This is a genomic window from Brevundimonas sp. FV1ye7S, assembly GCF_058680995.1.
The window spans coordinates 696,222-718,803 of the sequence record NZ_CM178726.1; the positions used below are offsets into that span (position 1 = coordinate 696,222).

Consider the following 22,582-nt stretch of genomic DNA (forward strand, 5'->3'; position numbering starts at 1 on the left):
GTGGAGCGTCGTCTCGCCGATGCTCCACTCATCTCTCGCGATCCCGAAGGATCCCGCAGGAGTTGGCACCGTTTCGAGCTGTGAGACCCGATGGTTGCCCCAGCGTCAAAGGGCCTAATCCCTCGGCTGGTCTTGATGAGTGACTTTACGTTGATCAAACCCACGGCGCCGGTCAAGCGAAAAATTCGACCCCGGCCGCGGCGGACGTTGCGGATGCCGGGCTTGAATCGGACCAAAAACCGTCTGTCGTGAAAAAATCATCCAATGCGACTTGACAGTGTGGGGGCGCCCCGACCACCCTAGGCGCAGATTTCAACCGGACCAGCCCTGTGCAACAGCGCTTCCTCATCGCCGAACTTTCGACCGTCGCCGGCCTCGCCGCGACGGGCTTCGGCATGATTACCACCGGCGGAACCACCACCATCACCATGCCCTCACGGGCGGGACGAGTTTAGCGCGCCGAACCCCGGCAACCGCAGAACCCGAACCCCGCCCGGTCCGCCTGGCGGGGTTTTTCTATTCACCCCACCCCTTCCGAACATTCCCGAGAAACCCCAATGTCCGCCTCCCTCGCCGTCGTCGATAACTCCGAGAACCCCGATCCCAGCAGTCGGCCCGCCGCAGCCGCCGCCGAAGTGGTGGTGCTGAAGTTCGGCTCGTCCATCCTGCGCAGCCCGGCGGAGGCGCCGCTGGTGGCCTCGGCCGTCTATGGCCATGTGCGGGCGGGGCGCAAGGTGGTGGCGGTGGTCTCGGCCTTCGGCGGGGCGACGGACCAGATGCTGGGCGAGGCGCGGGCGCTGGGCCTGGCCCATTCCAACGACCTGCTGCCCGGCTATGTGGCTCTGGGGGAGGAGAAGTCGGCGGCCCTGGTGGCCATCGCCTGCGATCGGATCGGCCTGGACGCCTGCGCCCTGTCGGTGCGGGAGCTTGGCATCGTCGCCGAGGGCGAGCCCGAGCATTCGCGCCCCTGCGGCCTGCGGCCCGACCATCTGAAACAGGCGCTGGACCGGCACGAGGTGGTGGTGGTGCCCGGCTTCGGCGCGGTGCGGCCGGACGGGCGGATCGCCCTGCTTGGGCGGGGCGGATCGGACCTGACGGCGGTCTTCCTCGCGGCCGAGCTGGGGCTCAAGAAGGTGCGTCTGGTGAAGGATGTCGACGGCCTTTACGACCATGACCCGAACGATCGGACGGCCCCGGCCCTGCGCTATCGCCGGGCGTCCTGGGATGTGGCGCGCAAGCTGGGCGGCGCCCTGGTCCAGCACGACGCCATCGACCTGGGCGAAAGCCGGGGCGTGGAGATCGAGGTCGCGGCCCTGGACAGGGCCGACGGCACGGTCATCGGCAAGAAGTCGGCCCCGCCCGGACCGGCCCCGGCCCTGCCGCCGCTGAAGGTGGCGGTCGCCGGCTGCGGCGTGGTGGGCGGCGGGGTCCTGGCCCGGCTGCTCAGCGACCCGCGCTATGACGTGGTCGGGGTGCTGGTGCGCGATCCGAAGAAGGTCCGCGACGTGGCCTGTCCCCAGTCCCTGTTCACCGCCGATCCGGCCGTCCTCTGGGCCAAGAAGCCCGACATCGTGCTGGAGGCCTTGTCGGAGGGCGAGGCGGGCCATGCGGTCATCCGCGCCGCCCTGGAGGCCGGCTGCGACGTGGCCAGCGCCAATAAACAGGCGGTCAGCCGCGATCCCGGCGGCTTGCAGGAGCTGGCGAAAGCCCATGGCCGGCGGATCTTCTGGTCGGCCTCGGTCGGGGGTGGCGCGCCGATGATCGAGACGGTGCGCGCGGCACGCGCCGCCGGCGAGGTGGTCGGGTTCGAGGCGGTGCTGAACGGCACGGTCAACTTCATGCTGGAGCGGCTGGGCGACGGCGCGGCCTTCGCCGAGGCCCTGGCCGACGCCCGGGCGGCGGGCTTCGCCGAGGAGGATCCGTCGGCGGACCTGGAGGGGCTGGACGCCGCCGCCAAGGTGCGGCTGCTGTGCCACGAAGCCTTTGGCCGCTCGCCCGACGGCGAGGTCCCGCGCGACCACCTGACCGAGGCCACATCAGCCGAGGGCGGGGTGCGCCAGATCGGCGCCGCCCATCTGAAGGACGGGGTCATCGCGCCCTCGGTCAAGCTGACGGGCGAACACGGCGACCCGCTGTTCTCCAGCCTGCGCGGCGAGGGCAATGCGCTGAAGGTTTACGGCGCCGACGGTCGGGTGTGGCGTTGCCGAGGCCGGGGCGCCGGCCGCTGGTCCACGACCGAGAGCATCATGGCGGACCTGGCCGAGATCGTGCGCGCCCGCCGCGCCGATGCGGGCCTGAACTAGGTCATGGCCGTCTTCACCCCCGTATCGCTGGACGAGGCCAGGCGGTTCCTGGCCGGCTACGACCTGGGCGAGGTGGTCGAACTGACCGCCATCGCCGAGGGGGTGGAGAACACCAACTACCGGCTGGAGACCCGGCAGGGGGCAGCCCGGCGGCGGTTCGTCCTGACCCTGTTCGAGGCGCGGACGGACGAGGCGTCTCTGCCCTTCTGCCTGGGGCTGACGGCCCATCTGGCGGGGCGGGGCTTTCCTTGTCCGACCCCGATCGAGGACCGGTCCGGCGGCTGGCTGGGGCGGCTGAACGGCCGGGCGGCGGCGGTGATCGAATGGAAGACCGGCGCCTGGCTGAGGAACCCGTCAGAAGCCGATCAGGCGGCGGCGGGGGCGGTGCTGGCGCGGCTGCACCAGACGGCGGCCGGCTTCGCCGGGCGGCGGGAGAACCCGGTCGGGCCGGCGATGTGGCGGCGACTGGCGGATCGGTGCGCGGCGGGCGCCTCGGGCGAGGACCGGGCGCTGCTGGACCAGGTCGAGGCGGCGCTGGCGCGGCTGGATGATCCGTTTACGGATGATCTGCCCGTCGGGCCGATCCATGCCGACTATTTCCCCGACAATATCCTGTTCGAAGAGGGGGCGGTGTCGGCGGTGATCGACTTCTATTTCGGCTGCACCGGCCCCCTGGTTTACGACCTGGCCATCGCCCTGTCGGCCTGGGGGTTCGACGCCGAGGGCCGGGCGATGCCGGAGGCCTTGGCCGCCTTCCAGCGCGGCTATGAGGCGGTGCGGCCGCTGAGCGAGGCCGAGCGCGCGGCCCTGCCGCGCCTGGGCGAGGCGGCGGCCCTGCGGTTCACCGTCACCCGCCTGCACGACCGCATCTTCCACGACCCGTCCAAGCTGGTCACGCCCAAGGATCCGGCGGTCTTCCTGCGTCGCATGGACCATTGGCGGGCGCTGGAGACGGTCTGAGGGTCGGCCTTGCGCGAAAAACAGGGTGTGCAGTGGTCACGCAGACAGCGGGACTGTCAGCCGAGGGGAAGAGGCGGTCATGAAAACGGCTCCGCGCGACTGGCGGAGCCGCTCTGACTTCGGCGATCGGCCTCAGGCGATCATTCGCCGACGTTGAATGTAAATCGCCGCGCCGCCGGCGAGGCTCAGGCCGAATAGGATCATCGCCCACTCCGACATTGTAGGAATCGGCGCAGGCGCAACTGCAGTCGGCGTCAGGATGAGTTGCCGCAGCGTACCGTCGCTCGAGGCGGAAAACACGGCGTCTTCGGCGGGGGGAGCCGTTGGTGAACTGACAAACCCGAACGAGATTTCGCCGCCTCGGGCCGCGTTCACGGCCGCGAGGCCGTCGGCGTTCAGCGTGATGTCGACCGTCTCGAACGAGGTGTTGAGCCCGGTGATCGTGCCGAAGACCGTGCCGCTGCCGAAGTCGGCGTAGAGGTCCGTCCCCGCCGCGGTCGAGATGTCAGAGGAAACATCATACACAGTCAGGTCGTTAGGCCCGTTGGAGACGCCCTCGATATTGACCCGGATCACCGCCGACGTGAACGCGCTGGCGCTGGCCGGAATGGCGTAGCTGATATAGCTCCGGTAATCGTCGCCGCCGGTGTAACCCGTGAAACTGTTGGAATTCGAGTTCCTGGACGCCACTGTCCCTGTGTGGGTGACCCAGGCGGCTCGGCTCGAAGTCACGGTTGTTTGGGCCAGCGCGGCATTCGGCAAAGCAACGACAGCAAGCGCCCCGACAAGGGCGCTGAAAATTCTAAGCACGGGGTTCCCCAAGGTCAACAATACAGAACATGGTTAGGACCATGCGGTGGGTTAGAGAACACGAATTTTAAGTTCGATCAACGGTATCCAAGCCCGGACGCCCTTCGGCGGCGTCTTGGGCGGTCCTGCCCAAGCGACCGGTGGGGCCGCAGCAGCTAGGCGCTGTGACGCCGATAACCGCTCCGGCGAACAAGTCGGTAAATATCGGCTCAGACAGCCCGCTGACGGCGCTGGAGATAGAGGGCTGCGCCGCCAGCCATCAGCAGGCTGAACAGGGTCATCGCCCATTCGGACAGCGTCGGCACGGGGGCCGGCGCCGGGGCGGCTGCGCAGGTGTAGTTAACGCTCGCGTACTGTCCATCGAAAGGCGCCCCGCGCGAGGCGGTGAAGTTGTAATTCGCCGATGTCGTGGCGGCGACATAGGTGGCCACGCCGCTCACCGGACCGGTGGTCGAGGGAACAATGTCCTCGACTGCGCCGGGAGCCGACTTGGACACGCCGAAGGAGACGGAGCCCGGGCTGCTGTAGGTCACCGTGACCACGTCGCCGGCGTCCAGGCTGAGGTTGGACCGGGTGCTCGATCCCAGGCCCGGGCCTTGCGAGAACGGAAATCCGCCGCACGCCGAGGCGGAGCCGGAAGCCATCATGGTGAATAGTCCAGCGAGTGCACACACGCTTCTGATCTTGAACACTTTGTCCCCCTCCGACCCCGACAGGGGACGCCCCCAGGCCAGGGGCTTTTCTAGCTGCGCCGGCTGCGGGCCAGCAGATTATCTCTTGTATCGCCCTGCTGAAGAATTGGACTCAGGTCCGGTTTTGGGCTCGCGCGGGGCGGGGAGGCGGCTCCACCATCGCCCGCCGGGGCGCACAAGGTCGTTGCCGCCGGCCCTCAGGCGGGCCGACGGCGGCCCTGGATGTGCAGCGCTGCGCCGGCCGCCAGAACGAAGCCCAGCAGAATCATCGCCCACTCGCCGAGCGTCGGGACAGGGGCCGGCGGGGCCGCGACGGTGACGCGTACCGAAACATCGTCCAGGAACGAGTTGAAATACTGGCTGACGTGGTCGTGGGTGACCCGCAGTCGGATGGTCTGTCCGGCATAGGGCGCGATGCTTACGGGGGTGCGAGCCGCCAGGGTCTCGGCGGGCGAGGTTCCCACCCAGCTATAGACGGTCACCGGCGGTCCGACCGTCGGCACAATCTCGAATTTCAGCGTGCTCGCGGACGCCGAAGACGCGTTCACCCCGATGGCGTAGGTGAGGTCGCCGGTCGCACCGGCTGGAACGGCGATGTCCTGATAGACCGTACAGGTTATGGTGGAGGACCCCGTCGCCAATTCGAGAACCTGGGCGCCCGCCGTGGCGGCGGGTCGGAAGTCCGCGCCGCCGATTCGTGCGGTGTAGCCGCAAGGCCCCGGGTCGCCGGTCCAGCCCGGCACGTCGTTGAAGCTGTCGAGGTTGCCTTCAAACGAACCGTTCGTAACGAGTTCTGTCTGGGCGGTCGCAGGTCCGGCGGCCAGGAACAGGCCGGCGAGGACTACAGGGAACAGCCGCCAGGGCGACGCGATGCCGCGCCCGCCCCTGCGGCGCGTGGTGTGGATATTGAACATGGTCGCCCCGCGTCGACGCCTGGGCGATGCGCCCGGCAGGCCGCTAATCTAAGCTGGGCCTTAACCATTGGGCCGACGATTTCTTGGATCGTCGGCTCAAAGAATTGAACAAAGGCCGGCTATTTCCCTTGGGAGGGCAACATCTCGCGATCCGCGCGAAGCAGGTCGCGGTATTGCCGGGGCGTCATGCCATAGCGGTCGCGAAACGCGCGACTGAGGTGGGCGGCGTCGGAAAAACCCAGGCGGTGGGCGACGGCGCCGACGGGTTCGTTCCGCTCCAGGTCGGCCAAGGCATGGCGGCTGCGTTCCAGCCGCCGGATCAGTATGTAGGCCCGGACGCCGCCGTCGGCCGAAAAGGCGGCGAGCAGCCGGGCGCGCGTGGCGCCGAGGGCGTCGCACAGATGTTCGACCGTCAGTTCGCCCGTGGTCAGCCGCTCTTCGATCCGGTTTTCCGCGCGCCGACGCAGCATCGCTCGGGCGCTGGGCGGAGGAGACTGTTTGGGCCGCACGGCGGCCAGGGCGACGGCCAGGGCCTCGAGGAACATCCGCCCCAGCCGTTCGGCCTGTTCGGCGTCGAGGGCGGGCAAGAGATCGCTGACCTGTTCGGCCAGGGCGAAGACCAGCTTCGCCTGGTCCGTCGGCACGACCAGTCCGTGCAGGTCCCCCAGGGGGCCAAACCACTGGTCGGCCAGCGCGCGCGGCAGCACCAGATTATAGGTCAGGCTGGCCGTCGAGACATGCAGCGAGGCCCGGCCAAGATCGTGGAAATGGAACGTCCCCGGCGTCTCGTGGAAGGGGCGGCCGTCGAAGTCGCCCTGGGCCTCGCCCGACTTCATCAGGCTGATGACGACCGGATCGAAATCCGAGTTTCGAACATCGGCCAGGCGCCGCTCCCAGCGCATGGCCGTGATCTCGACCCGGGCGAAGGTCACAGGGCCCAGTTGGGCCGACACCCAGCGGGTGTCGAACGGCTCTATCGGCTTGGTGCGATAGATCGGCTGGGCGCGCGGCCAGTCTCGCATGTACCAGGCGCGATAACGGTCTTCGGCGGGCAGATCGTCTGTCGAAAACCTTAGAACCTCGATCCTCTCGCGCACGTCTGCAGCCTGGTCGTCTGCAGCCTCGGTCAAAATGCAACTCACGAAAGCGCGGGCCTCTTCTCTGATACAGGGTCGGAGGAGCGCCCGTTAAGCATACGCGCGCGCCATGAGGTCTCCGTCAAGAGCCGGTCTCGTCGGCGGGGCTGCGGTCGTGGCCGGCGCCGGCCCGGATCGGCGAGCCGACTGCGCCGCCTTGTCGCTGGAACTGAACGGCGGTCTGGGGTTTGATGGTTGACGCGGCCACGGTCGCACTCCCCGAGAATGAGATTTCATCATGACTGACGAACGGATCGAGGGCGCCGCTTTCCAGGCGACCGGTAAGACGAAAAAGGGTTTCGGCAAGCTGGTCGGCGACCAGAAGCTGCAGGTCGAGGGGGCGTTCGAGGACGCCAAGGGCCGGTCGCTGGACACCTTCGGCAAGGCGATGGACGCGGTGGATCGGCTGGTCGAGAAAACCCCGGTCGATTATCGCGATAAGGCGCGGGCCGTGGCCGGCGAGGCGCGCAAGCGGCCGCTGGTGACGACCCTGTCGGTGGCGGGCGTCGGCCTGATGCTGCTCGGGATGCTGACGCGGCGGCGGTAGTAGAATCTCCCTCCCCTTCATGGGGAGGGACGATCGCGCAGCGATCCGGGTGGGGCCCGAAAGGGCGCGAGCGAGATGTCCTGACGGCCCCACCCCGGCTTCGCCGCCCCTCCCCATGAAGGGGAGGGAGAGTTAGCGAATCGCCGCCAGGGCCGCGTCCATCGTGCCGTCGATGATCGTCATCCGCTCGGCCTGGTCGCCCAGGGCGGCGATGACCGGCGCGGGTTCGGGCTCGAAGCCGAGGACGTCGGAGACGAAGGCGCCGAACTTGGACGGGTGGGCGGTGGACAGGGCGACGACCGGGCCGGTCGAGCGATCGACGCGGCGGGCGGCGGCCAGCGCAACAGCTGTATGCGGGCAGACGACGCGGCCCCAGGCTTCATGGGCGTGGGCGATCTCCGCGCGGGTTTCCATCTCGTCGACCGAGACGGCCGAGACGGCGGCGCGCAGGGCGGCCAGCAGGTCGGGATCGAAGGCGACGGCGCCGTCGCGGGCGAAGGTTTCGAACACCGTGCGGGTGCGGTCGCCGTCGCGGCCGGTCGCCTCATAGACCAGGCGCTCGAAGTTGGACGGGGCCTGGACGTCCATGGAGACGCTGCCGCTTTCGACCGCAGGACGGCGCGAATAGAGCCCGTCGTTGATGGCGCGGGCCAGGGCGTCGTTCTGGTTCACCGCGGCGACGAAGCCGTTGCACGGCAGACCCATTTTGGTGGCCGCGATGCCGGCGAAGGCGTCGCCGAAATTGCCGGTGGGGACGACGAAGGTGGCCGGGCCGCCCAGCTGGGCCGTGGCTGAGACATAATAGGGGATCTGGCCCGCCAGACGGGCCCAGTTGATCGAATTGACCGAGGACAGACGGCCGCGTTCGCGCAGGGACTCCTCGGCCAGCAACCCCTTCACCAGACGCTGGCAGTCGTCGAAATCGCCGCGCACGGCCAGGTTCAGCACATTGTCGGCCTGAACCGTCGTCATCTGCTTGCGCTGCACCGGCGAGACGCGGTCCAGCGGATGGAGCACGACCAGATCGACCGACTGGGCGCCGGCGAAGGCGCGGACGGCGGCGGCTCCGGTGTCGCCCGAGGTGGCGGTCAGGATGGTCAGACGCTCGCCGGAAGCCGCCAGGGCCTCGTCCGTCAGGGCGGCGACCAGCTGCATCGCCAGGTCCTTGAAGGCGGCGGTGGGGCCGTGGAACAGCTCCAGCACGAACAGGCCGGGCTCAAGCTCCACCAGCGGCGTCACCGCCGGATGGTCGAACCCGGCGGTCAGGCGGTCCAGCGCGCGGTCCAGCGCGCCGGCGGGCAGGGCGTCGCCGATGAAGGGTGCGACGGCTTGCAGGGCGATGGACTTGTAGTCGGCGGTCGCGTCCCAGGCCGAGGGCGACAGGGTGGGCCAGGCGGTCGGCATATAGAGGCCGCCGTCGGGGGCGATGCCGCGCAGCAGGGCGTCGGCGAAGTCGGTCTCGGGGGCCTGACCGCGGGTGGAGACGTAACGGGCGCTGGAGGTGCTCATGATGGTCTGGTCGTAACCAGCCGGGGCGGCGTCGTCACCCGGTTTCTGGTCGTTCGGGGGAGGAAATTGTCGGGTGGGCGGCGAAGGTGCGCCCGTGCGACAAATTCATGCCGCCTGGGCGCTCGGGTGCGCGCCTGCGACCATCGTCCCCGCTGGCGCCTGAGCGCCGGACGGTCCATGTCTGGGGGATGAGACGACGCGATCTTCTGATCCGGCTGGGCCTGGTCGCCGGCGCCGTGGGCGGGGCCTGGTGGCTGCGCGACCATGTGCTGTGGAAGGCGCCGGGCGTCGGGTTTCCGGCGGACGGCGCGTCGGGCTGGCTGGATTACGCCGCACGCCGCGCCGTCACCCCGACGGTCGCCGTGACGGTCAACGGAACCCCGGTGCGGGCCCTGGTCGATTCCGGGGCCCAGTATTCGGTGATCGACCGGTCGCTGGTCCAGACCCTGGGGCTGACCGATGTCTTCAATATTCCGATGGTGGCCTACGGCGTCGGGGGCGAGCCGCAGATGGGGCGGGGCGCGGCCCTGGATGTCGAGGTCGGGCGGCTGAGGCTGGACGGGTTGCGGGCGGCGATCCTGGACCTGGGGCCGCTGGCGGGCGATCAGGGGCTGGGGGCGCCGCTGATCCTGGGTCAGGACGTGCTGCGCGAACTGGTGCTGGAGCTGGACACCGGGCGACGGCGGATGCGGTTCCTGAAGCACGAGGTCTGGACGCCGACCCCGGACATGGCCGCCGTCGCCGTGACCCGGGCGGGCAAGGCCTTGCAGGCGGGGATCACGGTCGAGGGGGCGACGGTGGAGGCGGTGATCGACACCGGCGCCTCGGCCGTTCTGGCCGTCACGCGCGAGACGGCCCAGGCGGCGGGCCTGCTGGACGGGCGTGAACGGCGGCCGGGGCAGAGCCTGGTGCTGGGCGGAGTGGTGCGGGCCGAGGCGGTGACGGTCCGCACACTGACGTTCGCCGACGAGCTGTACCGCAATGCGGAGGTGGCCATCTATGACGACGTGCCCGTGCCGGGCTTTCCCAAGGCCCTGATCGGCATGGGGGCGTTCGAGGCGCGGCGGCTGGCGCTGGACCTGGGCGGGCCGCGCCTGTTCATGTCGCGGCCGCTGGAGATCACGGTGGGAGAGTAGAAGGGAAGCTCTCCCTCCCCCTGCGGGGGAGGGGCGTCGCGCCAGCGACGGGGTGGGGGCGGCAGGGCGCGGGCGCACCTGTTTTTGCAAGCCTGTGATGCGTCGCCCGGCCCTTCCCACCCGGCTTCGGCTCCGCCTCCGCCCCCCTCCCCCGCAGGGGGAGGGAGAGGCCTCAGCCGTTCAGCATATCGAACACCGCCGCATAGCCGTTCGCCTCGGCGAAGCGCAGCGGCTTGACCCGTTCGACCAGGATCTCGCCGCGCGGCGTGTCTCCGCGCTCGATCAGGCCGATCACCTCGGCCGTATAGTCGGCCAGGGGCATGGAGTTGGGGTTCTCGGCATGGCCCGGCATCAGGTCGGTGGCGACGGCGGGCGGGGCCAGCTCCAGCACCTCGACGGCGGTGTCCCGCAACTGATGGCGCAGGGACTCGGTCCAGGAGTGGATGGCCGCCTTGGTGGCGTTGTAGGTCGGGGTCGCCGCCAGGGGGATGAAGGCCAGGCCGGAGGTGACGGTCATGATCGTCGCGGCGGGCTGGGCCTGCAGATGGGGCAGCAAGGCCGCCGTCAGGCGGATCGGGCCCAGCAGATTGGTGGCGATGGTCGCCTCGACCGTGGCGAAGTCGAAGGGGCGGGCCTTCAGGTCCTCGACCTTCATGATCCCGGCGTTCAGGATGACCGCGTTCAGGGTCGGGTGATCCCTGACCACCTGTTCGCCGAAGGCGGCGACGGCGGCGGGGTCGGCGACGTCCAGGGCGGCCCAGGCCATGCCGGGATTGGCGGCGGCGACGTCCTTCAGCACGTCTTCGCGACGGCCGGTGATGATGATCTGATTGCCGCGGGCGTGCAGGGCCTCGGCCAGGGCGCGGCCGATGCCGGTGCCGCCGCCGGTGATCAGGATGGTGTTTCCGCTGATGTTCATGGGGCTCTCCTCAAGGGGTGCGTCAGTGCGGAAGCTCAGGTATGACGGTCACTCTCCACTGGAAAGTAGGCACCGAAAGCCGCCATACTTACCGAGAAGGAAGAAATGGACATGACGGCTGTTCCGCCCGCAAGAATTTCACACCCCGAGACCGGCGAGGTCGCCGATCCGCGCGTCGAGGCCCTGGTCAACGAGGTGATCGGCCGGGTGGCCGACAAGTGGACCATGCTGATCCTGGAGGTCCTGGCCGAACACGGCGAGACGCGGTTCACGCGTGTGGGAGAACTGGTCGGCGGCATCAGCCAGAAGATGCTGACCCAGACCCTGCGTCAGATGGAGCGCGACGGCCTGGTGGTGCGCACGGTCCATCCGGTGATCCCGCCCAAGGTCGAATACCGCCTGACCGACCTGGGCTTCACCCTGGCCGAGGCGTTTTGCGGGGTGTGGACGTGGGCGGAGAAGAATATCGACCGGATCGAGGCGGCGCGGGCGGCGTTCGACGCGCGGAAGGGATAGGCTTCGTCAGTCGTCCGACAAACCCAGCCAGCCCTCCAGGCCTTCGAAGGAGGAGGTCATCGGGAAGGCGCGCAGGAAGGGCAGAGGGATGTGGCCGTAGAGCGGCGACAGCTGCAACTCTGAGCGGAAATGGCCCTGATGGGCGATGGCGGCCAGATACAGGGCCGAGGCCAGGCCGCTGCGGTCGGCGCCGCCGTTGCAGTGGATCAGGACGGGCTTGGGCGCCGCGCGCATGACGGCGATCAGTTCGGCGGCCCGCCGGGCGTCGAACCGATCCTTGGCGCTCATCCGATAGTCGATGTGAACGAGGCCCAGGCGGCGGCTGGCGGCCACCTCCTGATCGTACCAGTCGGCGCCCCTGTTCTCGCCCCTGAGATTGATCACGCTGCGCACGCCATAGGTCGCCTGAATGGCCGCCAGACGTTGCGGGGTCGGCTGGGCGGCGCGGACGGCCTGGGCGTCGAGCCGATGCACATTGCCGGAGCTGAACAGACCGACCTCATAGCCGAGGGTCAGGGCGAGGAGGGCGGCGCCCGCCGTCAGTCCGATGATCAGCCGGGTCTTCACCGTGCGATCTCCCGATCTTATGCGCCCGTCTTCGGGCCCTCGCCTGGCTAGGCCCGGCGCCGAAGGCGCACAAGTCGGGACAAGTCCCTAGGCCGGGCGTTCCGTCGCCTCGGTCTTCAGCGACCACAGGGCGCTGAGGCCTGTCGGGTTGACGGCCGCCCAGACGAGCAGGGCCGTCAAAAGCGGCAGGACCGACATGCCGGCGTAGCGTCCGAGCAGAACCGTCTGCGCCCAGGCGGGGTGCAGGGGCGGGGCGGCCAGAAGAGCCGTCGGCGGGGCCCCCGCCGGGGCGAGCGCGGGATTCAGCATCGGCGCCAGCTCGCCCCAGACATAGGCGGTCAGGCTCAGCAGGAAGACGACGGACAGGGCGATCGACCCGATGAGGATCGCCCTCGGCAGCCGGGGCGTGCGGGGCGGCGCGCAAAGGAAGGCCAACAGAAGCGGAAAACCCAGCAGGAGCCGACGCAGGTTGTTGCGCGAAACCGGATAGATCAGATCGCCCCGCCCGTCCGCCAGCGGCAGACCGGTCGATACGAACCAGCCCTGGGCCGAGCTGTCGATCCCGCCTTCCAGGCCTGAAACCTTGAAAAGGAGCGCGGCGGCGGGCCGCAACACGGCCAGAACGAGATCGGCGCCGATCAGCCACCATACCGGCAACAGGATCACCAGCACGGCCGCAGCCCACAGGGCGAAACGCCGATGCTCGGTCCGAATCCCGATCACGCCTCGACCTCCCTAGACGCTTGGGGCTGCTGCGTCGGCTGGAAATGCGCCCATGTGAAGAACAGCACCATACCCTCCAGGCCGATCATGGCGTCCCAGACGTAGTTATGGAAGAATTCGAACAGGCTCGGCTCGCCCCGCGACAGATAGAGCAGGCTGATGATCCGCGCCAGATTGACGGTCTGCAGCGCCAGAACGGCGATCACCGCCCCGATCGCCGACCGGACGAAGGTGGTGGGATAGGCGAAGACGGCCGCGATCAGCAGGGCGCAGACCTCCACCGCATTGCAGCCGGCCAGCACCTGGACAGCCCCCCTGCCGTCGTTGAACCGCAGGATGTCGCCGTCCGCCACCACGCGGCTGTCGAACACCGCCACCAGGGTCTGGGACACATGGACCAGCCCTTGGGTGAAGGGCTGGACGAACATGCGGGCGGCCTGGGGCGTGGCCAGCACCCAGAACAGGGTGAAGGCCAGCACGCCGAACATCAGCAGGAATTGACCCGCCGGGCTTTTCAGCCCGGCCTTGAACCGATCAAACACTCAGACGCCACCGCTGCACATAGAGGGCTGCCGCGCCGGCCAGGACTGTGCCAAACAGGATCATCGCCCATTCGCCCAAAGTGGAGATGGCGGGGGCGCCCCCGGCGGTGTTCGTTACCATCACGCTGTATCCGCTTGTGGCGAGGGTGGTAGTGTAGCGCATCAAGCCGCTCAGAGTATAGCCGTCGGCGTTGGCGGTCGTGGCCCATAAGTTGACGTCTGAGATCGCTCCGCCGTCGCCCCGAGACAAAATGAATGCGGACAGATCAGCCGTTGTGAAGGTCACAGGGCGACGACGTCCATGCTGATCGCCAAGGCCACCCGTCGAAACAAGCGCGTCATAAAGCCCCCAAACTCTCCCAAAAAAGACGCCCGTCAGATGAGGGGCGCCGGTACGGAAGCTCTGCCATATACGCCTCGGCGGCGCGGACGCAACGACAACTTGTAAAGGTCGGTTAACCCTGTCGCGCGGCATGATTTCGTGTCTGTGCAAGATGTCGCGATTTCGATCACGCCGGTTATCAATAGGCGGGATCAAGGCCTTTGATCGGGCACAGTGAGCCGGTCCCGTGCCGAAACAAGCCGACCGCGCGAATACCTAATCCTGCACCTTCTCGGTGATGAAATGCCGGCCCTGGCGGTCTTCGATCTCGACCACCCAGAGGTCGGGGTCGTAGCCGCGCTGGCGGGCGATATAGGCGTCCAGTTCGGCTTCGCTGTCGCTGGTCACCGGCTGGATCCACAGGGGTTCACCGTCGTTCCCGAAGGCCTCGGTGTAGAGTTTGGCGGTGCGGGTCGAGGTGTCGTAGGCCTTGACGATGACCGAGCCGGCGCGGTCGTCGCCTTTCTTGACCACGGTGGCGTAGGCGCCCTCGAGCTCGGCGCGGCGGATCAGGGCGCTGACCCACAGGTCGCTGGATAGAAGCAATTCGCTAACCCTGTACGGAAACCAGACCCAAAGGCGGGACGTGCCAGGGTCAGGGGATGAGAATAGGCTCTTCCACCCGGCGAACCCAAGCCCTGATCGCCGCCGCCCTGATCGCCGCCCCGGTCGCGGCGGGTCCGGGCATGGCGGGCGCGGCGCCGGCGGATCGATACTATGAGCGCAGCTTCGTCCTGGCCGCCAACGCCCGCTGCGGTCTGTTCCAGCCGCAACTGACCGCCGCCCTGACCGCCGCCGCCTGGCAGGCGCGGGGCGCGGCCCTGCGCGCAGGCGGCAATGACCGAGACCTGGCCGAGACGGCGGCGCGGGCGCGGGCGCGGGCGGCGGCGACCCGGTGCGACTCCGCAGATCTGAAGACGGTCAGCGGCCGGGTGCGCGACGCCTTCTCCGGCTGGTCGCGGATGGCGCGGATGAATTTTCCCGGCGAACGGGCCGGCTGGAGCGCCGACCGCGCCGCCTACGCCCGGCCCACCTGGCGGCTGATGCAGGCGACGCGGACCGGCGCCTCGCCGGTGCGGTTCGGCATGGTCGGCGGGATGGGCCGGTCGGACCAGCTGGCGGCCGTGGTGTCCTGGCAGGGCCGGTCACGGCCGACCGGGGTGCGGATCGTCATGCGCGACGCGACCGTGGCGCCGCGGCCCTGGCTGGCGCGCGAACTGCCGCCCCAGACCCAGCGCCGCGCCGTCTGGGCCTCGGGCGTCTCGGCGGCGGACGCCGGCCTGCTGGTCGAGGGGCGAGAGGCGGGCCAGATGTGGGTCTTCCCGACCTCGGCGGCCGACGCCCTGTCGGCCCTGGATCCGCGCGAGATCTTCACCGTCGAATTCCTGTTCCGCGACGGCAGCGTGGCCCGCTCGACCTTCGAGACCGGCGACTTCGCCGCCGGCCGCGCCTTCCTGTCGATGGGGCAGACCTAGACGGTCAGGGCGCGACGAGGTCTTCGACCGGCGCCTCGCCCCGCGCCTCGTCCCGCGTCTCGACCGGTTCGATGGGGATGACCGGCAGCCGCACCATCACGGCCGTGCCTTCGCCCAGGGTGCTGTCGATGCTCATCCGGCCGCCGTGCAGTTCGGTCAGGGACCGGACCAGCGACAGGCCCAGGCCGGTGCCCTGGGCCTTCTGGTCGGCGCCCCCGGCCTGTTCGAACGGACGGCCGACCCGTCGCAGATCCTCCGGCGCGATGCCGACGCCGGTGTCCGACACCACCAGCTCCAGATAGGGGCCGACCCCGTCCAGGGTCAGGGTGACGGACCCGCCGGTCGGGGTGAATTTGACCGCATTCGACAACAGGTTCAGCGCCATCTGCTTCAGGGCGCGGGCGTCCGCCTGGACCGTCAGGGGAATGGACGGCAGGACCGGCGCCAGATCGACCCCCTTGTCGTCGGCCTGGACGCGGACCAGGGCCACGGCGGCCGACACGGGGTCGCGCGCGTCCAGGGACTCCAGGGCCAGTTCGTAGCGTTCGGCCTCGATCTTCGACAGGTCCAGCACGTCGTTGATCAGGTCCAGCAGATGGCCGCCCGCCTGATGGATCGAGTCGGCGTAGCCGGCGTAGCGGTCGGGCAGGGGGCCGAACAGGCGCTGACGCATGATGTCGGCGAAACCGATCACGGCGTTCAGCGGGGTGCGCAGCTCGTGGCTCATATTGGCCAGGAAGCGGGTCTTGCCGGCGCTCTGGGCCTCGGCCTCGGCGCGGGCGCTCTCCAGGCCCAGTTCACGGGCGAACTGGGCGGTGCCGTCGAAGGCCTGGGCGATCAGGCGCGGCGGGTCGCCCCCGGAATCGCCGCCGGAATCCTGGCCGTGGTCGAACCGCCGCAGGATCATGACGACGCGCCGGTCCAGGGCCAGGCGCGGGCTGAACAGGATCTCGGCCGTCTGGCCGGCGGCGGCCCGCTGAAGCGCGGCGGCGACGGCGGGGCGGTCGGGGGCGTGGACGGCGGCGATCAGGCCCTGGTTCACCAGGGCGTCGATGGAGACCGACGGCGGCGGCGCGCCCCAGGCGGCGACGGCGCGGCCGGCCGGATCGAGCAGCAGGGTCAGGCCGGGCTGGGCGTTCAGCACCGCCTCGACCCGGCGGCTGTTCGCCTCGGCGAGGGTCAGGCGTTTGCGGCGTTCGTTCCAGGTCAGGCCGATGGCCGAGGCGGTGGCCGCCACGGCCAGCAGGCCGGAGACGGCGGCCAGGACCGGCGGCTGGGCCTCGGCGCCGTTCAGCAGCGACGAGATCAGGCCTGAAACCAGCGGCAGGACCAGGGCGGCGATCCCCAGCCGGGTCAGGCGGTCGTCGCCGATCCGCGGGTGGTCCAGCACGATGCCCGCGGCCAGGGGCATGACCAGCAGGCCGGGAACCGCCCCGGTCGCCCCGCCGGTCAGGCCGGCCGCCGCCACCGACGCCAGCAGCCAGCCTCCCATCAGGACGAATCTCAGGCCGATGGAATCGCGCACCATCAGCATCACCCCGCCGATGCCGGGCAGGGCCGTCAGCAGCAGGGCGGCCAGCACATTGTCCGGCAGTCCGCCGAGGCTCTGGGCCGCAAAGGCGGTCACGCTGGCCGCCACCGCCCAGCAGGCGTGCCACAGGGCCAACAGCGATGACGGGACCGCCGTCGCCGAACGCGCGGCGTTCGTCGTGGAGGGGGTCTGCCGTGACTGTGGCGGGTGGACGTACAAGCGTTCTGGCCGTTGTTGCTCGTCTGGAGCCTAAACCGGCCGCCGAGTCGGTGCGAGGCCGCTCCCGTTCCAGGCGATATCCGAACCCGCGTTCACCATGAATATCGGGGGACAAAACAGCCAGTTGTCGTTAACGGCCGCGCGGCCTATCTGGCGGCCATGACCCAGCGCACGCCCCCGACCGACAGTCTTGACCAGACCCTGGCCGAACTGGCCGAGGATTTCGACCTGCTGGGCGACTGGGAGCAGCGGATCGAATATGTGATCGAACTGGGCAAGGGCCTGGCCCCGCTGGACCCGGCCGACTGTATCGAGGCCAACCAGGTGCCCGGATGCGCCGCCCGGGTCTGGCTGGCGACCCAGGTCGAGGGCGACCGCCTGTGGTTCGCCGCCGACAGCGACAGCGCCCTGTCCAAGGGCAATATCGCCCTGCTGCTGAAACTCTATTCCGGCCGCACCCCGGCCGAGATCCTGGCCTTCGACGCCAAGGCCGCCCTGGACCGTCTGGGCCTGCCCTCGGCCCTGACGCGCCAGCGCGCCAACGGCCTGAACAGCATGGTCGGCCGGATCCGAGAGGCGGCCCAGATCGCGAACGGGGCGGCGGGGTGAGGCCGCGCGGATTTATTTCGCCCCACGCCTCGTTCTCGACGCCTTTCCTAAGGTAAAGCTTGATCGAGAGCGTCCAGGAATGTCGGGCCGGAACCAGAATGCGCGTGATTTCAGAACACTACCGGTCGGCCGCCCCGCCGCCTCAAGCCGGCTGAGGACCGCGTCATGTTCGACCTGTGGCGTTCCGGTTTCATCCGACGTCCCCTGGCCGATGTCGTGGATCGCCCGCCCCGCCCGGACGAGATCGTCTGGCTGCCGGATGTCGGCCCCTACGCCTATCTGGCCGATCCGTTCGCGATCCAGCGGGACGGCGGGCTGACCGTCTTCGTCGAGGCGTTCGACTATCACCTCCGTCGCGGCCGGATCCGCTTCTATCGGTACGACGCCGATGACCGTCTGGTGGACCAGGGCCTGGCCCTGTCGGAGCCCTGGCACCTGTCCTATCCGACCCTGATCCAGGACGGAGACGCCCTCTATATGCTGCCTGAGGGCTACAAGAGCGGCGGCCTGATCCTGTATCGCTGCGTCCGGTTTCCCGATCAGTGGCAGGCCGTCGCGCGCCTGGGCCAGGCGGCGGCCATCGACCCGACCGTGGTTCGCCACGACGGCCGGTGGTGGCTGTTCTACGCCCTGGCCGGGCCGGACGACCGGGCGATGCGTGAACTCCATGTAGCCTGGGCCGAGACCCTGACCGGTCCCTGGACGCCCCATCCCGGCAATCCGGTGATGCGCGGCCTGGACGTCTCGCGTCCGGGCGGCACGGCCTTCGTGCAGGACGGCGCCGTCCATCTGCCGGTTCAGGATTGCGCCGCCGCCTATGGCGTGGCGATCAATCTGCTGCGGATCGACGCCCTGTCGCCCCAGACGTTCGCGGCCTCTACGGTGCGGCGGTTCGAGCCGGGCGATCTGTCGCCGGGCTTCTCCGACGGGCTGCACACCCTGTCCGGCCTGGGCGGCGTCACCTGTATCGACGTCAAGGTCGAGCGCCGGTCCGCCGCCGAGCCCTGGCTGAAGGCCAGTTTCAAGCTGCGGCGTCTGTTGGGCCTGAACGGCCCGCGCGGGCGGCGCGCCACGGGGGCCGTCGCCTACCCCGAGATGTTCACGGCGTCCCCTGGTCGGAAGGAAGACTGAGGCCATGCGTATCGCCGTCATCCTGCCGCGAGGCTGCGACTTCTGCCCTGAGAAGGGCAATTCGATGGAAACCGTGGTCCGCACCCTGTCGGGCCACAGCCGGCTTCAGGCGGCCGTGACCCTGATCTGCGACGCGGGCGGCCCGACGCCGGCCGGTACGCACACCCTGACCGTTCCGGCGGGCCTGGGGCGCAAGGCGCGCAATGCCGCGGTGGGGCGGATTCTGACAACCCTGAACCCGGCCGTCGTCGAATACCACCAGCAGCTCAAGGCGGCGTCGGAAATGACCCGCAGCCTGCCCCAGGCGACCCATGTCCTGTACCGCCACACGCGGATCCGACCCGCGCACAATCCGATCGACGCCTGGCGCTACGGCCGTCGGCTGGCCCGTTTCGATCGTCTGGTCTTCGTCAGCGAGGCTGCGGGTCAGGAGTTCGCGGCCGACTATCCCCGCCTGGCGGACCGGGTGGCGGTCGTGTCCAATCCCATCGACGTCGAGGCCTGGCGGGCCGATCCCGAGACGCGCGAGAAACTGATCCTGTTCTGCGGCCGCGCCCTGCCGGAAAAGGGGCTGGACCTGTTCTGCCAGGCTCTGGCCGAGACGCTGGACCGTCATCCCGACTGGCGCGGCGCCCTGGTGCTGGGCGAATGGGACCGGAACAGCGACTGGGCCGAGCCCCATGTGCGGCTGCTGGACCGGTTCGGCGATCGGGTCGAGATCCACAAGTCGGCGTCGCTGGTCCAGGTGCAGGCCGTGACGCGCCGCGCCGCCATCGCCGCCACGCCGTCGCGCGTCCGCGAGGCCATGGGGCTGACCGCGCTCGAGGCGCACGCGGCCGGGGCGGCCCTGATCTCGTCGGGACGCGGCGGCCTGCGTGAGGCCAGCGGCGACCACGCGGTCTATGTCGGGGTCGAGGACGCCCGGTCCCTGGCCGACGCCATGAACCGGCTGATCGAGGACCCGCAGGCGCGTCTGGCCCTGGCGCGCGGCGGCCAGGCCTTCGTCGAACAGGTCCATTCTCCGGCCGCCCGTGCGGCGGAACTGGACGCGCTGCGCGAAACCCTGGCGGACCGGTCCGGCGCCGGCCAGCCCCGGAGGCGGCGGTTCTGGCCGTCGGCGCTGCCCGGGTTGGGCGTGTCGCGCAGGGGCCGTTCCTTCCCCTGACGCCGGATCAGGCGCGGCGGATCAGACTGTCGTAGACGTGGGTCACGGCGTCGAACCCCACCCGCGTCGGCCGATCGCCCAGGGGGGCGGGGGCGAAGGCGGGGGCGGTCAGGCCCGCCGCCACCGGGTCGTCGATCTTGTCGGTGTTCCAGCCCAGCAACAGCCGCCCGCCGGGACGCAAGACCGCCGCCAGGGCCGCCAGGGCCCGCCGCTGCTGCTCGGGGCTGTCCACCCCATAGCCCAGCACCCCGTTGCAGACGACGGCGTCGAACGTCAGGTCGCCGAACAGGGCGTCGGCCTCGCAGACGTCGCCGGTGCGGTGGCGGCCCTTGCGGCCCCAGCGTTCGGCGGACGGGTCGATGTCGGTGGTCCAGACCTCGCCGCCGTTCGCCTCCAGCGCCGCATAGTCGTCCAGCGTATATTCGCGACACCCGACCCACAGGATGCGTCCGCCGTCGGCGGCCAGGGCTGGCACATAGCTTTCGGCCATCACACGCCGATCCGGCAGGTCGCGAATCCGCCGCGCCTTGGCGGAGCGCGCCCCATTGGCGGCGGCCCCGCCGGGGGCCAGTCTGGACATCACGCCCTTGATGTAGCGTCCCAATCCCACGCGCGTCTCCCCTTGATCCAAGACCGCCGTGTTATCGGGACGGCGCGCGTCTGCCAATCGTTCCGACCCGCGCCCCCGCCCGTCAGAGTGCGATCCGCAGCGAGGCGCGCAGGCTGCGGGGGGCGCCGGGGAAGATCCAAAGGGCGCTGTAGGAACTGGCGGCGTAGCGTTCGTCGAACAGGTTGTCGACCTCGACCCGCGCCGTGACCTGGGGCGTCAGGCCATATTCGACCGCCGCCTTGGCCTTCCAGTAGGCGGGCAGGCGCACCCCGTCGGTGGTCAGGGTCGCGGCCCGGTCGCCGACATAGGCGGCGCCGGCCGTCATCGACCAGTCCGTGCCTTGGGCCGTGGGGAAGCGGCCCACGACGAACAGCGAGCCCGAATGTTCCGGCACGTTCAGCACCTTGTCGGTGGCGAAGGCCTTGTCGTCGGCCTTGGCGTCGGTCCAGCCATAGTTGGCGACCACCTGCCACGCCTCGCCGATCCGCACCGACCCGTCCAGTTCGATCCCGCGCGAGGTCAGCTTGCCGACCGGGGCCAGATAGTTGGCGTCCACCGGGTCGCTGGTCAGGATGTTGGTCTTCTCGATGTCGAAGACGGTGGCGGCGAGGTCGATCCCCTCCCAGGCGCCCGACAGGCCGATCTCGTAGCCCTTGCCCTCTTCCGGCGCGAAGCCGGCGCCGGTCCGGCCCGTGCCCGAGTTCAGCACGAAGGACCGGCCATAGCTGGCGTGGGCGGTCAGGGCGTCGGTCAGGCGATAGCGGGCGGCGAAACGATAATCGACCGGGCTGTCCTTGTTCTCGCCCACGGCGCCGGTGCGGTTGTTGCGGATGGTCTGGCTGTAGTCGTCCCAGCGCAGGCCCGCGACCAGGCTGAGGCGGTCGTTCACCTCCCACAGGTCCTGGGCGTACAGGGTGACGACCTCGCGCGTTTCCAGATTGTCGGTGAAGGGCAGGGGCGTGGGGCTGGGGACCGCGCCATAGACGGGGTTGAACAGGTCGATCGGATAGGGGTTGGCCGCCGTCGGATTGATCCTCAGCCACTTCTCGCCATAGGTCAGTTGATAGGCCTTCACGCCGAAGCCCAGAGTGTGCACGCCAAGGCCGGTGGCGACCACGCCGTTCAGCTCCAGACGGGCCGACAGGTCTTCGACGGTGAAGTCGCGGCCCCGGCGCTGGCGCCACAGCGTCTCGCCGACCAGGCGCGAATGGTCGCTGGACAGGCCCTTCAGCGAGCCGCCCCGCCAGGCCACGCCGCCATTCAGGCTCCAGTTGTCGCCGATCCGGTATTCGCCGGTGATCTGGTGCCGTTCGTTGCGGAACCGGGTCGGGCCGTCGCTGGGCTCGCCGTAGTAGTTCGACTCCGGCAGGGCCAGGGCGTCGCCGTTAACGGCGGGCATGCCTCGGTCGAACAGGGTCGAGAAGACGGTGAACTCGCCGACATAGGTCAGGCGCAGGGCGTCATTGGGCCGCCAGGTCAGGGACGGGGCGACCGAGGTGCGGTCCATCCCCACATGGTCGCGCCAGCCCTCGCTCGTCTCGCCCGCCAGCACCAGCCGCCCGGCCAGGCTGTCCGACAGGGGGCCGGTCACGTCCAGTTCGCCCCGCCTCAGGCCGAACGAGCCGACCGTGCCGGTGAAGACGGCGTCGGGGGTGAAACGCGGGGTCTTGGACACGATATTGATCCGGCCGGCCGGGTCGATGTCGCCGAACAGGGCGCCGGCCGGGCCCTTCAGCACCTCGATCCGCTCGGCCGTGGCCGGGTCGCGCGGCGGGGCCATGCCCCGGTTGGCCAAGAAGCCGTCGACATAATATTCGGCCCCGCCGTCGGGCGTGCCCAGGAAGCCGCGGACGGCGAAATTGTCCATCACCCCGCCGCGGTTGTTCTGCTGGCTGACGCCGCTGACCAGCTCCAGGGCGTCGGACAGGCGTGTGGCGCCGACGGCGTGCAGCAGGTCCGTCTCGATCGAGCGGCTGGACGGCGACATCCGCTCGGTCACTGCGCCGACGCCCAGGGTCCGGTCATGCGGGGCCGTGCGACGACCCAGAACCACGATCTCGCCCACCGTCGTGGCTTCTGCGGGTTCCGGCGCCGCTTCCAGAACAGGGGCGGCTTCGGCGTTGGCGGCGGCCAGAAGGCACAGGCTGGCGCAGCTCGAAAGCAGGGACACGTGATACTCCGTTGAA

At 69.6% G+C, this 22,582-nt stretch carries 24 protein-coding genes and 1 riboswitch; of the genes, 9 read left to right on the top strand and 15 right to left on the bottom strand.

The features are described 5' to 3' along the window. Positions 1-25 precede the first annotated feature (25 nt). Positions 26-142: riboswitch (SAM riboswitch) on the bottom strand. A 415-nt stretch (positions 143-557) separates the two neighbouring features. Continuing rightward, the gene (locus ACW18C_RS03250) at positions 558-2,303 is read left to right on the top strand and encodes an amino acid kinase family protein (RefSeq protein ID WP_492072769.1); all 1,746 of its coding nucleotides are present in this window, start codon (positions 558-560) and stop codon (positions 2,301-2,303) included. 3 nt (positions 2,304-2,306) lie between these two features. After that, entirely contained in the window at positions 2,307-3,263 is a 957-nt protein-coding gene (gene thrB / locus ACW18C_RS03255; RefSeq protein ID WP_492072770.1) for a homoserine kinase, read from the top strand. 132 nt (positions 3,264-3,395) lie between these two features. On the opposite strand, the gene ACW18C_RS03260 is transcribed toward thrB, so the two are convergent. The 5 genes from ACW18C_RS03260 to ACW18C_RS03280 form a co-directional block, all read right to left on the bottom strand. Further along, a complete protein-coding gene (locus ACW18C_RS03260) occupies positions 3,396-4,073 on the bottom strand; it encodes an IPTL-CTERM sorting domain-containing protein (RefSeq protein ID WP_492072771.1) in 678 nt (225 codons plus the stop codon). 209 nt (positions 4,074-4,282) lie between these two features. Continuing rightward, positions 4,283-4,720, bottom strand: coding sequence for an IPTL-CTERM sorting domain-containing protein (locus ACW18C_RS03265; RefSeq protein ID WP_492072772.1), 438 nt, complete (start codon positions 4,718-4,720; stop codon positions 4,283-4,285). A gap of 242 nt (positions 4,721-4,962) precedes the next feature. After that, complete coding sequence (locus ACW18C_RS03270; protein WP_492072773.1) at positions 4,963-5,679, bottom strand: IPTL-CTERM sorting domain-containing protein; 717 nt, start codon at positions 5,677-5,679, stop codon at positions 4,963-4,965. A 119-nt stretch (positions 5,680-5,798) separates the two neighbouring features. Continuing rightward, complete coding sequence (locus ACW18C_RS03275; protein WP_492072774.1) at positions 5,799-6,809, bottom strand: helix-turn-helix transcriptional regulator; 1,011 nt, start codon at positions 6,807-6,809, stop codon at positions 5,799-5,801. A gap of 88 nt (positions 6,810-6,897) precedes the next feature. After that, positions 6,898-7,023, bottom strand: coding sequence for a hypothetical protein (locus ACW18C_RS03280; RefSeq protein ID WP_292150692.1), 126 nt, complete (start codon positions 7,021-7,023; stop codon positions 6,898-6,900). A gap of 30 nt (positions 7,024-7,053) precedes the next feature. Here ACW18C_RS03280 and ACW18C_RS03285 point away from each other — a divergent pair, with 30 nt between their 5' ends. Further along, positions 7,054-7,362, top strand: a complete 309-nt coding sequence (locus ACW18C_RS03285; RefSeq protein ID WP_292150691.1) for a CsbD family protein — start codon at positions 7,054-7,056, stop codon at positions 7,360-7,362. 132 nt (positions 7,363-7,494) lie between these two features. Here ACW18C_RS03285 and thrC read toward each other — a convergent pair whose 3' ends face one another. Further along, entirely contained in the window at positions 7,495-8,871 is a 1,377-nt protein-coding gene (thrC, locus tag ACW18C_RS03290) for a threonine synthase (RefSeq protein ID WP_492072776.1), read from the bottom strand. 188 nt (positions 8,872-9,059) lie between these two features. Between thrC and ACW18C_RS03295 the strand changes: the two genes are divergently transcribed. Further along, positions 9,060-10,007 carry an aspartyl protease family protein gene (locus tag ACW18C_RS03295; protein ID WP_492072777.1) on the top strand — a complete coding sequence of 316 codons (948 nt, stop codon included), beginning with the start codon at positions 9,060-9,062 and terminating at the stop codon, positions 10,005-10,007. Between the two features lie 172 nt (positions 10,008-10,179). Here ACW18C_RS03295 and ACW18C_RS03300 read toward each other — a convergent pair whose 3' ends face one another. Then, positions 10,180-10,926: an SDR family oxidoreductase gene (locus tag ACW18C_RS03300; RefSeq protein ID WP_492072779.1), complete on the bottom strand. Its 747-nt coding sequence runs from the start codon at positions 10,924-10,926 to the stop codon at positions 10,180-10,182. Between the two features lie 111 nt (positions 10,927-11,037). On the opposite strand from ACW18C_RS03300, the gene ACW18C_RS03305 reads away from it, so the two are divergent. Then, positions 11,038-11,442 (top strand): winged helix-turn-helix transcriptional regulator, encoded by a 405-nt coding sequence (locus ACW18C_RS03305; RefSeq protein WP_230307712.1) that lies wholly within the window; start codon positions 11,038-11,040, stop codon positions 11,440-11,442. 6 nt (positions 11,443-11,448) lie between these two features. On the opposite strand, the gene ACW18C_RS03310 is transcribed toward ACW18C_RS03305, so the two are convergent. From ACW18C_RS03310 to ACW18C_RS03330, 5 genes are all read right to left on the bottom strand, one after another. Then, on the bottom strand, positions 11,449-12,009 hold the full coding sequence (locus tag ACW18C_RS03310) for a phosphatase domain-containing protein (protein WP_492072780.1): 561 nt from the start codon (positions 12,007-12,009) through the stop codon (positions 11,449-11,451). An 87-nt stretch (positions 12,010-12,096) separates the two neighbouring features. After that, positions 12,097-12,732, bottom strand: a complete 636-nt coding sequence (locus ACW18C_RS03315) for an exosortase H-associated membrane protein (protein WP_492072782.1) — start codon at positions 12,730-12,732, stop codon at positions 12,097-12,099. Further along, positions 12,729-13,274 (bottom strand): exosortase H, encoded by a 546-nt coding sequence (gene xrtH, locus ACW18C_RS03320; RefSeq protein ID WP_492072783.1) that lies wholly within the window; start codon positions 13,272-13,274, stop codon positions 12,729-12,731. Before xrtH ends, ACW18C_RS03315 begins: the two co-directional genes overlap by 4 nt. Continuing rightward, positions 13,267-13,395 carry a hypothetical protein gene (locus ACW18C_RS03325; protein ID WP_492072784.1) on the bottom strand — a complete coding sequence of 43 codons (129 nt, stop codon included), beginning with the start codon at positions 13,393-13,395 and terminating at the stop codon, positions 13,267-13,269. Before ACW18C_RS03325 ends, xrtH begins: the two co-directional genes overlap by 8 nt. Positions 13,396-13,872: 477 nt before the next feature. Continuing rightward, complete coding sequence (locus ACW18C_RS03330) at positions 13,873-14,202, bottom strand: DUF1491 family protein (protein ID WP_292148133.1); 330 nt, start codon at positions 14,200-14,202, stop codon at positions 13,873-13,875. A 56-nt stretch (positions 14,203-14,258) separates the two neighbouring features. On the opposite strand from ACW18C_RS03330, the gene ACW18C_RS03335 reads away from it, so the two are divergent. Beyond that, entirely contained in the window at positions 14,259-15,131 is an 873-nt protein-coding gene (locus ACW18C_RS03335; protein WP_492072785.1) for a hypothetical protein, read from the top strand. Positions 15,132-15,135: 4 nt separating this feature from the next. Here ACW18C_RS03335 and ACW18C_RS03340 read toward each other — a convergent pair whose 3' ends face one another. Next, the gene (locus tag ACW18C_RS03340) at positions 15,136-16,797 is read right to left on the bottom strand and encodes a sensor histidine kinase (protein WP_492072786.1); all 1,662 of its coding nucleotides are present in this window, start codon (positions 16,795-16,797) and stop codon (positions 15,136-15,138) included. Between the two features lie 243 nt (positions 16,798-17,040). On the opposite strand from ACW18C_RS03340, the gene ACW18C_RS03345 reads away from it, so the two are divergent. From ACW18C_RS03345 to ACW18C_RS03355, 3 genes are all read left to right on the top strand, one after another. Further along, complete coding sequence (locus tag ACW18C_RS03345; protein ID WP_008259705.1) at positions 17,041-17,490, top strand: SufE family protein; 450 nt, start codon at positions 17,041-17,043, stop codon at positions 17,488-17,490. 165 nt (positions 17,491-17,655) lie between these two features. Beyond that, on the top strand, positions 17,656-18,621 hold the full coding sequence (locus ACW18C_RS03350) for a glucosamine inositolphosphorylceramide transferase family protein (RefSeq protein WP_492072787.1): 966 nt from the start codon (positions 17,656-17,658) through the stop codon (positions 18,619-18,621). 4 nt (positions 18,622-18,625) lie between these two features. Beyond that, a complete protein-coding gene (locus tag ACW18C_RS03355) occupies positions 18,626-19,786 on the top strand; it encodes a glycosyltransferase family 4 protein (RefSeq protein ID WP_444585028.1) in 1,161 nt (386 codons plus the stop codon). 7 nt (positions 19,787-19,793) lie between these two features. Here the strand turns inward: ACW18C_RS03355 and ACW18C_RS03360 are convergent, their stop codons facing one another. Together ACW18C_RS03360 and ACW18C_RS03365 are read right to left on the bottom strand one after the other, a co-directional pair. Continuing rightward, positions 19,794-20,396, bottom strand: a complete 603-nt coding sequence (locus ACW18C_RS03360; protein WP_492072789.1) for a methyltransferase domain-containing protein — start codon at positions 20,394-20,396, stop codon at positions 19,794-19,796. 82 nt (positions 20,397-20,478) lie between these two features. Then, positions 20,479-22,566, bottom strand: a complete 2,088-nt coding sequence (locus tag ACW18C_RS03365; RefSeq protein WP_492072790.1) for a TonB-dependent siderophore receptor — start codon at positions 22,564-22,566, stop codon at positions 20,479-20,481. Positions 22,567-22,582 lie beyond the last annotated feature (16 nt).